The sequence below is a fragment of the Pristimantibacillus sp. PTI5 genome (assembly GCF_048572955.1).
In the GTDB taxonomy this organism is placed as follows: domain Bacteria; phylum Bacillota; class Bacilli; order Paenibacillales; family Paenibacillaceae; genus Pristimantibacillus.
On sequence record NZ_CP183886.1, the window covers coordinates 2,459,236 to 2,472,500 of the forward strand.

Below are 13,265 nucleotides of genomic sequence, written 5' to 3' on the forward strand. Positions count from 1 at the left end.
GATTACAGCGCATTCGTTTTTAATTGCTCCAGCACCTTCGTAATCGTCGTTGTAGGAATAGCGAAGCCGATGCCTTGTGCCTCTGCGTTAACCGCCGTATTAATACCGATCACCTCACCCGCTTCATTAAGGAGCGGTCCTCCGGAATTGCCCGGATTAATCGAAGCGTCCGTTTGAAGCAGATGCTCGTAATCATGTTCGCCCTGCTCATCCGCGATTGTGATCGGACGTTCTTTGGCACTCAGCACACCCATGGTCAGCGTTTGATCAAAGCCATAGGGATTGCCGATTGCGATAACCCAATCGCCAATTTGAGTAGCGTCAGAGCTTCCAAGCTTAAGCGAAGGAAACGCGTTGCCGTCAGGGCTTTCCACCTTCAGCACGGCCAGGTCGAGCTCATAGCTCGAACCGAGAACCTTAGCTGTAAGAGGTTCGTCATAACCTTGGACGGTAACCTTCACTTCCTTTGCGCCCGCGACTACATGTTCATTCGTCAAAATGTAACCATCCGACTCAAAGAAAAACCCTGTTCCCGAGCCCATCAGCTGCAGCTCTGCGCTATTTGTCTCCTGCTGTTGCTGTTCCTGTTGCTGCTGCTGCCCCGGTTGTCCGCCGCCAAAAAACTGCCGGAAACCCGGATCATCATACATGGAAGCTGACTGAGGCTCCCCGTAATTTTCAATCTTCACTACCGCCGGGCTTGCTTCGGCATAAACGGATGCAATGTCATCGCTAGTGCTTAACGACGCCGTAGACAGCCCTGCATCCTGCTGGGCGGATTGGCTTACGACGCTCGAACCGCTGCTTTGCAGCGCCTGCTCATTTCCGCTAAACAGATTGTTTTTATCTGCCATATACGAGAAGCCGCCGATGACCATCGCACCGATCAAGAATGAGGCAAGCAGCGTCTTTGCTGAGCTTCTCCCAGCACGTTTCGATCGCTTCCCCCCATCCGTTACCGGCCTGCTTTCCGTTTTCTGTACATTTAGTTCTCTCTCATAAGAGTCTCTAAGCTCATTGGTAGTTTTGCTGGATTCATAAATATAAGTAGTGGCAGGAGTCTCGTTTGCCGTGTTCGATGTATGAGTTTCCGTATAAGTATCGTTCGATGATTCCGGGCGTTTATTTTCCTCGTTCATTTTTATCATCCTTCCATAGTAGGTGTAGGTGTCTGTTTCCTATGTACCTATCATGCAGGATATACCTTAAACGAAACTTAAGCGGATCATAAAGGAACATAAGAAAATAAAAGGCTTGATTTCAGCTGTTCTTAATGTTCGATAATGTTGATGCGCTAGCATTGCGTTCCCTTTTTTGATCATAAAAAAAGCCAGCCATGGTCTACACCATGGCTAGCTGATTTCATTCGCCTAAGCGATATATTTAATGGATTAGCCTGTATTCCGAAGGCCGGCCGCAATGCCGTTGATCGTCAGAAGCACCTCGCGTAGCAGCTGCGGATCATCCTCTTCGTTATCACGAAGCGCGCGAAGCTCGGTTAGCAGCTGCACTTGCATGTAGCTAAGCGGATCGACGTATGGATTGCGTAGACGGATCGACTCTTGAATAACAGGAACATTATCCAAAATTTCCGTTTGACCCGTAATGCTGAGAATCAGCCCGGAAGTCAGTTTATACTCTTGTTCGATTTGCTCGAAAATACGATCGCGGATCGTTTGGTCCTTGATCATATCCGCATATTCCTTCGCGATGACCAAATCTGCTTTAGCTAGCGCCATTTGCAGGTTATCAATAAGCGAGCGGAAGAACGGGAACTTCTCGTACATCGTGCGAAGCGTGTTCATCTTCGCCTCATCCTCGCCTGCGTATTGATGCAATGCAGTACCGGCAGCATACCATGCAGGCAGCAGGTAACGGCTTTGCGTCCAAGCGAACACCCAAGGAATCGCGCGCAGATCCTCAAAACGATCGCTGTTTTTCCGTTTGGACGGACGGGAGCCAATGTTCAGCTCCCCAACCTCAGGCAGCGGCGTAGATTCCTTGAAGTAAGTCAAGAAATCCGGATCGCGGAAAATAAGATCCTGATACTTCTCGAGCGCCGTCTCGGAAATCGAACGTGCAATTTCATCCCACTCCGCTTCCGCTTGCGGTGCTTGCTCTGGGTATTTCGCCAGACGAGCGGCCGTAATCAGCGCCCATGTTGCTTGCTCCAAGCTGCGGTATGCAATACCTTGCATCGAATAACGGGAGGAGAGAACCTCGCCCTGCTCGGTAATCTTGATGCCGCCGCCAATCGTATGAGGCGGTTGCGCCAGAATGCTGCGGTTAAGCGGCATTCCGCCGCGGCCAAGAGCGCCTCCGCGGCCGTGGAAGAACTTCAGCTTCACGTCGTACTCTTTGCCGGCAGCCGTTATGTCATTCAGCGCTACGCGCAGCTCCCAGTTCGCTGTAACCACGCCGCCGTCTTTGTTGCTGTCGGAATAACCAAGCATAATCTCATGCAGATTGCCGCGAGCAGCAACCGCTTGGCGGTAAACCGGCATCTCGAACAGCTCTTTCATAATGGCTGGCGCCGCATGAAGATCGTCGATCGTCTCAAATAACGGTACTGATTGCAGCGTGCAGCGGATGGTACCGTCAGCTTCCTTGCGGAATAAGCCGACTTCCTTCGCAAATACCATAACCTCAAGCATATCGCTCGCTGCTTCCGTCATGCTGATCAGATAGCTAGAGATACAATTAACGCCAAACTCTTGCTGTGCCCGGTAAATCGTATGGTAAACGCTCAAGCATTCACGCGTAGACTCCGAATAATCCAAGTGACCCGACGTTAGCGGGCGCGGATCGTTCAGTAGACGGTGAAGCAGATCCGTTTTCTCTTCTTCCGAAAGTGACGCGTAGTCCGCAACCACATTCATTTTCGCCAAAATTTCAGACATCGCATTTTCATGCTCTTGGCTGTGCTGACGAACGTCAAGCGCCATAAGGTGGAAGCCAAACAGCTCCACTTGACGGATAAGCTTAGCAAGTGCCGTATCCGCTACATAATCAGCAAAGTGATGACGCAGGCTGCGGTCAATAACGAGCAGGTCTTGACGAAGCTCCTCCGGGTGGTTATAACGCATAAGCGAGCCTTTAAGGGATTCATCGCGCGTATTAGCCAGCTTCTCAAGCATAAAGCCCAGCTTAATACGGTAAGGCTCCTTCGTATTTCTCCAAAGATCGACGCACTTCAGCTCGACATGCTCGCGATCCGAACGAATCGATTCCGCTAACTCATCGGATACTTCGACCAGGTTTGTGCTGAAGCTAAGCAGATCCATCAGCTCATTAAGCTTCTCTTCATACTTGCGAATCGCCAGCTGACGATGCAGCGTTAGCGTCTCCCAAGTGACCTTCGCCGTTACGGATGGGTTGCCATCGCGGTCGCCGCCGATCCATGAGCCGAAGCGCAGGTAATCAGGCACATGCCAGTTCTCGTCTGGATAGTATTTGCTCAGGCAGCGTTCAAGCTCTTCATATACGCTTGGCAGCACCTCGAACAACGTTTCATCAAAATAGTACAAGCCGTTGCGAACTTCGTCGATAACGGTTGGTTTGCGGTCACGAAGCTCGTCTGTCTGCCACAAAATAAGAACCTCATTCATGAGCTTCTCACGCAGCTTCTCGCGTTCGCGATAGGTTAATGTAGGGTTATCCAGCTCCATCACATCAACGGCAATCCGTTTATGAATATCAAGCACCGCGCGGCGAGTTGCCTCGGTCGGATGCGCAGTCATAACAAGCTCAAGCGAAATATTACTCAAAATATCCTGAACGTCTTCGATCGCAATCCCGCGTTCTTTCAAATCTTGAACTGCGCTTTCAATGGAGCCGCGTTGTACCGTTTCGCCTGCAGAAACCTCATAATCGCGTTTCCGTCTAATCCGGTGGTTTTGCTCAGCAATATTGACGAGCTGAAAATAAATAGCAAACGCCCTGATTACTTGATGACGTATTTCCGGGCTAAGGGAAGATACGTTTTCCTTGAATTGATCAAATATTTCCGGTACAAATTCAGCGCGAAGCGCTTTGCTTTGCTCACGAATCCGTTCCACGATATCCAGCAGCTCCCGGCCGCCTTGATGAACGAGAACTTCGCCGAGAATGTTTCCTAAAAACCGGACATCGCGTCGCAGCAAATTGTTAGCCTGCTGCCGATTTGTCGTCAAAGTAGATGCAGATTGATCCGACATACTGTTCCTCCTAAATTTTTGCGAAGCACGATCGCTCCGTAAACATTTACTTGTTTTGTGAAGCAAAAATCGCTTCGGAAGCTTGCATGTACAACATGAACGTTTTTTGACTTCTACCATCATACTACAAAAACCTACAGGGTTGAAGCCCTGAAGCCAATCCATCCAAAAACAGAGAAGCCACGCCCCGTGGGATACTTGCTCTGTTCTGCAGCCAAACAGCCGGTATGCAATGACACCCGTTTCATAAAACGAACGTTAGCCATAGTCTGTTCTAAAATAAAAAAAAGCCCTTGAATGATCAAGGACTTCGTCGTTTGTAGTTGGAGCGGGTGATGGGAATCGAACCCACGCTATTAGCTTGGAAGGCTAAAGTTCTACCATTGAACTACACCCGCATAAAAAATGAAATATGGTCGGGACGACACGATTTGAACATGCGACCCCCTGGTCCCAAACCAGGTGCTCTACCAAGCTGAGCTACGTCCCGAGGTGTAAATAAAGTGCATCTATTGATGGGATAATGGCGTGCCCTAAGAGATTCGAACTCCTGACCTTTTGATTCGTAGTCAAACGCTCTATCCAGCTGAGCTAAGGGCACACATTATGGAGCGGAAGACGGGAATCGAACCCGCGACCCTCGCCTTGGCAAGGCGATGCTCTACCGCTGAGCCACTTCCGCATGTTATTCGTGTCAGCCGTTCGTGATGTTTATCATCGCGGCGACAAGTAATAATATATCACCCCTGAAAACAAAATGCAACTGTTTTTATAAAAAAGTTTTAAATTATTTTCGCAAACCTTAATTTCAAAGTACTGCCGAGTCGAAAAATCCAGCAATGACGCGGAATTTTGTTCGAAACATAACTGATCTTTCTAATTAAGTTTATGTAAATCGTGCCCCTTTATGACACTTGAACCGGTCATTCCTGCAGGAACAACTATAGGATTAGCGGATATTGTTCCGGAGAATAAACATGCTTATGTCGGATATAGACAGGTGGGGATGACACCTATTTAGCTTCGCCTGCAAAAGCTGGTTAAGCTGCATATGACGCTAAATGTAAAATGTACCTCCTTTGCTAACTGTCAGGATAGATAAAGTTAGCTGTTTAATGAACATTTCCCGCGCGCGTATGCCTGCCGCATGAAAAAAGAGACGGTCTTAAAAGGTATACAACCTTTAGGACAGTCTCTTATGGGATTCCAATGGAATTAAGCTCCTGCAGCAGCTAATAGCTTCTCTTGCGCCGCACGGCTGTTCATCGTTACTTTATCCGCAGCCGGCTGCCCTGCCAGCGCATACGGCAAACAAAGCGGAACGCCAGTACGCGGGTCAGGAACGATGTCTGCCTCGATATTGAATACTTCACGCATGATATCCGGCGTCATTACTTCAGCAGGCGTTCCTTCGCCAACGACGACACCTGTTTTAATAGCGATCATATGATGGGCGTAGCGCGTTGCGTGATTCAAATCATGCACAACCATCACGACGGTGCGGTTATTGCTTGCGTTAAGCTTTTGAAGCAAATGGAGTACTTCCAGTTGATGAGCCATATCAAGGAAAGTCGTTGGTTCGTCAAGGAACAAGATATCCGTTTCCTGCGCAAGCGCCATTGCTATCCAAGCACGCTGGCGTTGTCCGCCTGACAGATGATCAACGGGACGATCCGCAAAATCCGTCATGCCTGTCGCTTCGATTGCCCATTGTACGATGCTGCGGTCATCCTTGCTCATCGATCCGAAGCCCTTTTGGTAAGGAAAGCGGCCGTAGGATACAAGCTCAGCTACAGTCAGACCGTCCGGCGCGGTTGGATTTTGCGGCAAAATGGCCAGCTGCTTCGCTACTTCCTTCGTCGATTGCTTATGAATGGATTTGCCGTCCAAAAGCACGCTGCCTTGGGAAGGGTTCATAATACGGGCCATCGTTTTCAAAATCGTTGATTTCCCAGAGCCGTTCGCTCCTACAAGCGCCGTAATTTTCCCTTGAGGTATAGCAATGTTTAAGTTTTGGACGATAAGACGATCATCGTAAGCAATGTCAAGACTCGAAGTCGTTAGACGAATCATTGGACATTCACGCTCCTTCCGCTGCCTGGGGCAGACACCTTCTAAATTAAGTATTTTATTTCGTTTAAAAAACGAAAATTGATAACGATTATCATTGACGTCTTAATGATAATGTTTCTCACAACAAAAGTCAATGGTTAACTTTGTGACGCGCAGCATCAAGCAAGCTTAATTTTATGAGTCATGAAAAAAAGACCGTTCTCTCCCAAGAACGGCCTTCGCATTTATATTTAACTGCATTTACCATTTCAGCTTCGTTCCGAATACGAGTCCGTTGCTAATAAGCCTGCCTGGCGTAGTAATGAGTTTTCCTTGTGCGTACATGCCGGAGGATGCGCCTCCATCCAAATTCATCGCTTGCACGGCTCCGAGCTGAACCATGATTTGGCCCCACTGTTTCATCGTCGCCTTGGGTACGGTCGCAAGCAGAATAGTACCATCCTTTTTCACGAGGATGCCGCTTCTGGAAGCAGCATCGGTTAATATTTTTGAGCTGCTAAAGCCTTCCAATGACGGGCTGATTGCCAGCTTCCCGTCCTTCACCAGCCTCGGTCCGGCACCAATTGCCGTATGCACGCGGGACCACTTTACAGGAGCCTTGTCCAGATTGGTCATCTCTATTTTGTAGTCGACCTTCGTTCCGATCTGGAAGCGCGAAGCCAGCTTCTCCTCCAAGCCCGTGTAGACGAGAACGTATCCGTCAGTTGGAATGCTCGCATTCTCTTTCTTGCTTATTTTCGTCACGATCCCTTTACGGACGGTGATTGCCGTCCCTAATGCAAAACCAACCTTTGCTCCGCGCTTTGGCGTAAACATAATGGCTGAGGATGCGCCTGCCGCCGGCGTACGGTTAATGAAATAAGCATACCAATTGTTCGGAGAGGTGAAAGAGCCGTTTGTGCCTCCTAAAATTTTAACGCGGAGCGTGTCCATCACGACTGTACCGTCCCACGTAAAGCCAATCGCCGTACCCGTGTTGCCGATATGCTCGACGCTGCCGTCTACGATAACCGTTCCGTAAGGCTCGGGTATGCCTCCATAGGCCTCGAAATAGGTCCCGTTGATTGCTGCATCGGCTTGATAGGCATTTGCAATCGCATGCAGCGACTGCAGGACGCCGACTTTACGGCTTGCCAGCCCTGCTGTAAGGGGCATTCCTTTTGGTACAATAACCGTTTGTACCGAAAATGATCTGCCCGCTGCCGTAACCTGTCTCGCTTCATGCTTTACCTTCAGCTTAGACGCTGCAGCCGTAATCTGAACGGGAAGCTTTAGCTCCCCTTTATAGCCGCTTTCTGTAACCTCGATATACAAGTTTGCTTTTCCCGCGGCAACCGGGGTTACGGCGCTGTTGCCATTGATGCGGACAACCGCGGTGTTGTCGGAGCGGTAGCTGACGGCGACGGGATCGGACAGCTTCAGCTTGTCCGTGAGCAGGAGCCTCGTATCCAGCGGCAGCTTAAGCGAAGCCGCTGGAAAGGTAATCGCCACGGGGCGGATTGGCCCCGTTGCGATAAGCTTGTCGGCGGACGCGTAAGCGAACCGTCCGCTGCCCTGCGGCGCCACGCCGCTCGCGGGAACCGCGGCGTGCCCGCCGTAGGTGTACGCGATCGACCCGGCGGAGCCGTTGATCGCGTACACGGCGCCGGAACGGCCGCCGGCCAGCACGATGCCGGCGGCAGGGTCCGGCGCCAGCGCCGCGGGGCCGAAACCGGCCGCCCCGCTGGCGCCGATGCGCCATAGTTCCGCCCCGTCTGCGAGGCGGAACGCAGCAATGCCGTTGCCGCTAAGCTCCGCGGCAACGATAGCCCCTGCTTCCCCGGGCAAGTGCACCGGGGATGTCCAGCCGCCTGCGGGCGCCGCCGCAAGCTCGCGCGTGAATCGGACCTTCCCGTCCTCTTCATAAGCGGCAACCGCCTTGCCCGCAAGCAGCATAACGCCTCCGCTTTCGCCGTCGGCGATCAGCCTCGCCCCCAGCAGCGTCTGCGCAAGCGACGCCTCCCAGACAACGGCATTGCCGCGCACTGCGTACAGCACGCCATTGCCGCCCAGGGCATACACGCCGCTCTTACCTGCGGCGAGCTCCTTCACAGTGACGCCGGCCGGCAGCAAAGCAGCCTGCTTCTCCCCCGCGCTGCTTAGCGACAAAATCGCATGCTGATAAGCAAAATACGGATTGCCTTCTCCATCCGTCACCATGCCGGAGGACTGCAGCTGCTCCTTTTTATCCTTAAAATAATAGATCCCCATCTGCCCGCCGTTGCCTGCATTATCGTATTGAAACAACCTGGCACCTGTGCCCGCCACAAAAATCTGGCCTTTCGCATTGACAGCCGGCGCTGATAATCGGCTATAGGTGTTGATTTTCTTCGCTTCTTTTCCGTTCTCATCCAAGATCGATATCCAACCGTTCGACGTTACAGTCATCACTTTGCCTTTTGGCAGTGCAATTGGCGGATAAAGCGTCCCCTTTGCAGTAAAACGCCAATACTCAATTTCAGCTTTAGCAGGAAAATTGCTCTTAAGCCCTATGTTTTCAGCTTTCGAGGCGCTGGAAGCTTCAGCTGCCGAAACAACGTTATTCTCATTCCCTCCAATTGAATAAAATCCAACGTTCTCTATATAACTAATTCCTAAAGCGATGGTTAGCAGCACAGCTAGTCCGCGCTTTCTCAAGCACTTTGTTTTTTGAAACATAAGCCATTCTCCTTCATATTTACAGATTCCAGTTAGTCCCAATGAACTATATCGACAGGAATTTGATAAAATTGAAGTATAAGTTTCCAGCTATATGAGATACTTCTCCAGGACAAAGACTCGTAATCACCTAAAACATTAGACGTATAAAAGATTCATTAGATTTATAATTCATTCCAATGATTATTAACTTCCTTTATCCTCAATATCACTAATTCGACGATTAAATAACGTGAACCGTTTTAAGTTTTGCAGGCAGCGCGGCGTTCTCATGAATACAAGACATAAGTAGAATGGATGAATAGGGGGAATACGCTTAGAAACCTCTAGATGCAGGTTGGATTATTTACAGGAAAGCGATTATGAACATGTAAAAAAGCTGTACGTACGCCGATGTGAACGTCAGAAAATATCTCGAAGGCATTATTCCGGAGATCCATGCTTTGAACAAATTTATGGACACTTTAGATCGCGCCAACCCACAGGGATGGTCTACATATGGAGGACTCGTACGAGTTTTTACCTAACAGCTGGGGGCATGGTTATGCTGAAGAAGTGATCAGGCGGCTTATTCTGTATGTATTTAAAGAGCTTAATCAATCTAAGCTTATAGCTGAGACACAAAGCGCCAACCGCTCTTCCTGCAGGCTTCTAGAAAAGGTGGGCATGAAAGCCGAACAAACCTTGTATCGATTCGGCGATAAGCAATTGATATACGGCATATCGTGCTGATGGATAGGTCTGCATTCTGTTTATAGACAGCAAAAAACCCTTGTTCGCCAAGGGTTTTCTCATGGTATGGTGCGCGTAGAGGGACTTGAACCCCCACGGTCGCCCGCTAGATCCTAAGTCTAGTGCGTCTGCCAATTCCGCCATACGCGCATATGTGATTCCGATAAAGCTAAACCATGTTTTGCAGGACTTCCACCTACGTTACTCTGTTGACATACAGAGTGTTTCCCGATTAAGGGTGTTAAAGATGGTGCGCGTAGAGGGACTTGAACCCCCACGGTCGCCCGCCAGATCCTAAGTCTGGTGCGTCTGCCAATTCCGCCATACGCGCATGTGAGATAAAAAAATGGTGAGTCATGTAGGATTCGAACCTACGACACCCTGATTAAAAGTCAGGTGCTCTACCAACTGAGCTAATGACTCATAGTATAAGTGGCTGGGGATTCAGGGATCGAACCTGAGAATGACGGAGTCAAAGTCCGTTGCCTTACCGCTTGGCTAATCCCCAGCAGCGATATGGTGGACGCTGACGGGATCGAACCGCCGACCCTCTGCTTGTAAGGCAGATGCTCTCCCAGCTGAGCTAAGCGTCCAAGTGTAAAGGCGCCTTTTGTGAAAAAGGTAATTGGTGACCCGTAGGGGACTCGAACCCCTGTTACCTCCGTGAAAGGGAGGTGTCTTAACCACTTGACCAACGGGCCATACTGAAAATGAAAGCTTGTCCTTGCAGTTGAAAGTATAACTGGAGCTCTCAACCGGGATCGAACCGGTGACCTCATCCTTACCATGGATGCACTCTACCTACTGAGCTATGAGAGCATAATGGCTCCCCGAACAGGACTCGAACCTGTGACAACTCGATTAACAGTCGAGTGCTCTACCAACTGAGCTATCAGGGAACATTGCATATTCGCGTTGAAATGTCTCCAAGAGCTTCAACTGCAAAAGAGGCACGGTTGAACTTCAAAGCATTGCGCCTTGAAAACTGGATACGAAAGATTAGGTTTGCTGAAACCTTTTTAGCTGCTGTCTGCCGGATGTATGGGTCCGGGGCAAAATTAAGCGTATGCTTACGATGTAAGTTTGCTTCTCAAACGTTTTAGGATAAGCCCTCGACCGATTAGTATTCGTCAGCTACACACATTGCTGTGCTTCCACCCCGAACCTATCAACCTCGTCGTCTTCAAGGGGTCTTACATACTGGGAAATCTCATCTTGAGGGGGGCTTCACGCTTAGATGCTTTCAGCGCTTATCCCGTCCGTACTTGGCTACCCAGCGGTGCTCCTGGCGGAACAACTGGTACACCAGCGGTACGTCCATCCCGGTCCTCTCGTACTAAGGACAGCTCCTCTCAAATTTCCTGCGCCCGCGACAGATAGGGACCGAACTGTCTCACGACGTTCTGAACCCAGCTCGCGTACCGCTTTAATGGGCGAACAGCCCAACCCTTGGGACCTACTTCAGCCCCAGGATGCGATGAGCCGACATCGAGGTGCCAAACCTCCCCGTCGATGTGGACTCTTGGGGGAGATAAGCCTGTTATCCCCAGGGTAGCTTTTATCCGTTGAGCGATGGCCCTTCCATTCGGTACCACCGGATCACTAAGCCCGACTTTCGTCCCTGCTCGACTTGTAGGTCTCGCAGTCAAGCTCCCTTATGCCTTTGCACTCTTCGAATGATTTCCAACCATTCTGAGGGAACCTTTGGGCGCCTCCGTTACATTTTAGGAGGCGACCGCCCCAGTCAAACTGTCCACCTGACACGGTCCCTCTGCCGGTTTCACGGCAGCAGGTTAGAACTCCGATACGATCAGGGTGGTATCCCAACGTCGCCTCCACACAAGCTGGCGCTCATGCTTCTCAGGCTCCCACCTATCCTGTACAGATCGTACCAAAGTCCAATATCAAGTTACAGTAAAGCTCCATGGGGTCTTTCCGTCTTGTCGCGGGTAACCTGCATCTTCACAGGTATTAAAATTTCACCGGATCTCTCGTTGAGACAGCGCCCAAGTCGTTACGCCATTCGTGCGGGTCAGAATTTACCTGACAAGGAATTTCGCTACCTTAGGACCGTTATAGTTACGGCCGCCGTTTACTGGGGCTTCGGTTCACAGCTTCGGGTTTAACCCCTAACCGCTCCCCTTAACCTTCCAGCACCGGGCAGGCGTCAGCCCGTATACTTCGCCTTACGGCTTCGCACAGACCTGTGTTTTTGCTAAACAGTCGCTTGGGCCTTTTCACTGCGGCCCCCTCGGGCTATAAACCCTACCGAGGCACCCCTTCTCCCGAAGTTACGGGGTCATTTTGCCGAGTTCCTTAACGAGAGTTCTTCCGCGCGCCTTAGCATGCTCTGCTCGCCTACCTGTGTCGGTTTGCGGTACGGGCACCTTCACCTGGCTAGAGGCTTTTCTTGACAGCCGGAGTACATGACCTTCGCTACTATAATTTTCGCTCCCCATCACAGCCCAGCCTAATAGTGTGCGGATTTGCCTACACACTAGCCTCACTGCTTGGACGGGCTATTCCATCAGCCCGCGTCACTGCCCTTCTGTGTCACCCCATTGCTCATAACGGTTTACGGTGGTACAGGAATTTCAACCTGTTGTCCATCCACTACGCCTTTCGGCCTCGCGTTAGGTCCCGACTTACCCTGAGAGGACGAGCCTTCCTCAGGAACCCTTAGGCTTTCGGCGGACAAGATTCTCACTTGTCTTTTCGTTACTCATACCGGCATTCTCACTTGAATACAGTCCACCAGTCCTCACGGTCCAACTTCAATCCGTATTCAACGCTCCCCTACCCAAGTACCATATAGGCACATGTCATAGCTTCGGTGGTGTGTTTAGCCCCGTTACATTTTCGGCGCAGAGTCACTCGACCAGTGAGCTATTACGCACTCTTTAAATGGTGGCTGCTTCTAAGCCAACATCCTGGTTGTCTTTGCAACTCCACATCCTTTCCCACTTAACACACACTTGGGGACCTTAGCTGATGATCTGGGCTGTTTCCCTCTTGACAATGGATCTTAGCACTCACTGTCTGACTCCCGAGTAGCACGTCTATGGCATTCGGAGTTTGACTGGACTTGGTAACCCTTGGCGGGCCCCGCACCCAATCAGTGCTCTACCTCCACGACGCTCATTCCTCGAGGCTAGCCCTAAAGCTATTTCGGGGAGAACCAGCTATCTCCGAGTTCGATTGGAATTTCTCCGCTACCCCCACCTCATCCCCGCACTTTTCAACGTGCGTGGGTTCGGGCCTCCAGTGCGTGTTACCGCACCTTCACCCTGGACAGGGGTAGATCACACGGTTTCGGGTCTACGACCACGTACTTATTCGCCCTATTCAGACTCGCTTTCGCTACGGCTCCGTCTTCCCGACTTAACCTTGCACGTGATCGTAACTCGCCGGTTCATTCTACAAAAGGCACGCCATCACCCATTTAACGGGCTCTGACTTTTTGTAAGCGCACGGTTTCAGGTTCTTTTTCACTCCGCTTCCGCGGTGCTTTTCACCTTTCCCTCACGGTACTGCTTCACTATCGGTCACCAGGGAGTATTTAGCCTT

The 13,265-nt window shown here is 50.6% G+C and carries 5 protein-coding genes, 12 tRNA genes and 1 rRNA gene (1 of these 18 running past the window's edge); 1 reads left to right on the plus strand and 17 read right to left on the minus strand.

Going from position 1 to position 13,265, the window contains the following annotated elements; all coding sequences use genetic code 11:
* Positions 1-2: 2 nt before the first annotated feature.
* The 8 genes from ACN6MW_RS10925 to ACN6MW_RS10960 form a co-directional block, all read right to left on the minus strand.
* Positions 3-1,139, minus strand: coding sequence for a S1C family serine protease (locus ACN6MW_RS10925; RefSeq protein ID WP_419875491.1), 1,137 nt, complete (start codon positions 1,137-1,139; stop codon positions 3-5).
* A gap of 252 nt (positions 1,140-1,391) precedes the next feature.
* The gene (gene ppc / locus ACN6MW_RS10930; protein ID WP_419875492.1) at positions 1,392-4,196 is read right to left on the minus strand and encodes a phosphoenolpyruvate carboxylase; all 2,805 of its coding nucleotides are present in this window, start codon (positions 4,194-4,196) and stop codon (positions 1,392-1,394) included.
* A 324-nt stretch (positions 4,197-4,520) separates the two neighbouring features.
* Positions 4,521-4,594: transfer RNA gene (locus tag ACN6MW_RS10935), tRNA-Gly, on the minus strand.
* Positions 4,595-4,609: 15 nt separating this feature from the next.
* Positions 4,610-4,686: transfer RNA gene (locus ACN6MW_RS10940), tRNA-Pro, on the minus strand.
* 34 nt (positions 4,687-4,720) lie between these two features.
* A tRNA-Arg gene (locus ACN6MW_RS10945) sits at positions 4,721-4,797 on the minus strand.
* A 6-nt stretch (positions 4,798-4,803) separates the two neighbouring features.
* A tRNA-Gly gene (locus tag ACN6MW_RS10950) sits at positions 4,804-4,878 on the minus strand.
* 533 nt (positions 4,879-5,411) lie between these two features.
* Positions 5,412-6,269 carry an ABC transporter ATP-binding protein gene (locus ACN6MW_RS10955; RefSeq protein ID WP_419875493.1) on the minus strand — a complete coding sequence of 286 codons (858 nt, stop codon included), beginning with the start codon at positions 6,267-6,269 and terminating at the stop codon, positions 5,412-5,414.
* A 240-nt stretch (positions 6,270-6,509) separates the two neighbouring features.
* On the minus strand, positions 6,510-8,966 hold the full coding sequence (locus ACN6MW_RS10960; RefSeq protein WP_419875494.1) for a phosphodiester glycosidase family protein: 2,457 nt from the start codon (positions 8,964-8,966) through the stop codon (positions 6,510-6,512).
* Between the two features lie 498 nt (positions 8,967-9,464).
* Here ACN6MW_RS10960 and ACN6MW_RS10965 point away from each other — a divergent pair, with 498 nt between their 5' ends.
* Entirely contained in the window at positions 9,465-9,698 is a 234-nt protein-coding gene (locus ACN6MW_RS10965; protein WP_419875495.1) for a GNAT family N-acetyltransferase, read from the plus strand.
* A gap of 67 nt (positions 9,699-9,765) precedes the next feature.
* Here ACN6MW_RS10965 and ACN6MW_RS10970 read toward each other — a convergent pair.
* The 9 genes from ACN6MW_RS10970 to ACN6MW_RS11010 all read right to left on the minus strand — a co-directional run.
* Positions 9,766-9,848 (minus strand) — tRNA-Leu (locus ACN6MW_RS10970).
* Between the two features lie 98 nt (positions 9,849-9,946).
* Positions 9,947-10,029, minus strand: a tRNA-Leu gene (locus tag ACN6MW_RS10975).
* Between the two features lie 16 nt (positions 10,030-10,045).
* Positions 10,046-10,121 (minus strand) — tRNA-Lys (locus ACN6MW_RS10980).
* Positions 10,122-10,131: 10 nt separating this feature from the next.
* Positions 10,132-10,206, minus strand: a tRNA-Gln gene (locus tag ACN6MW_RS10985).
* Between the two features lie 9 nt (positions 10,207-10,215).
* Positions 10,216-10,291 (minus strand) — tRNA-Val (locus ACN6MW_RS10990).
* Positions 10,292-10,324: 33 nt separating this feature from the next.
* Positions 10,325-10,399 (minus strand) — tRNA-Glu (locus ACN6MW_RS10995).
* A gap of 42 nt (positions 10,400-10,441) precedes the next feature.
* Positions 10,442-10,517 (minus strand) — tRNA-Thr (locus ACN6MW_RS11000).
* A gap of 4 nt (positions 10,518-10,521) precedes the next feature.
* Positions 10,522-10,597, minus strand: a tRNA-Asn gene (locus ACN6MW_RS11005).
* A gap of 201 nt (positions 10,598-10,798) precedes the next feature.
* Positions 10,799-13,265 (minus strand): 23S ribosomal RNA (locus ACN6MW_RS11010); it runs 469 nt beyond the window's last position.

What these genes read in the sequence shown, in the direction of transcription:
- ACN6MW_RS10925 (WP_419875491.1), bottom strand. Translation starts at nt 1,139, where the DNA reads ATGAACGAGGAAAATAAACGCCCGGAATCATCGAACGATACTTATACG.
- ppc (WP_419875492.1), bottom strand. Translation starts at nt 4,196, where the DNA reads ATGTCGGATCAATCTGCATCTACTTTGACGACAAATCGGCAGCAGGCT.
- ACN6MW_RS10955 (WP_419875493.1), bottom strand. Translation starts at nt 6,269, where the DNA reads ATGATTCGTCTAACGACTTCGAGTCTTGACATTGCTTACGATGATCGT.
- ACN6MW_RS10960 (WP_419875494.1), bottom strand. Translation starts at nt 8,966, where the DNA reads ATGTTTCAAAAAACAAAGTGCTTGAGAAAGCGCGGACTAGCTGTGCTG.
- ACN6MW_RS10965 (WP_419875495.1), top strand. Translation starts at nt 9,465, where the DNA reads ATGGAGGACTCGTACGAGTTTTTACCTAACAGCTGGGGGCATGGTTAT.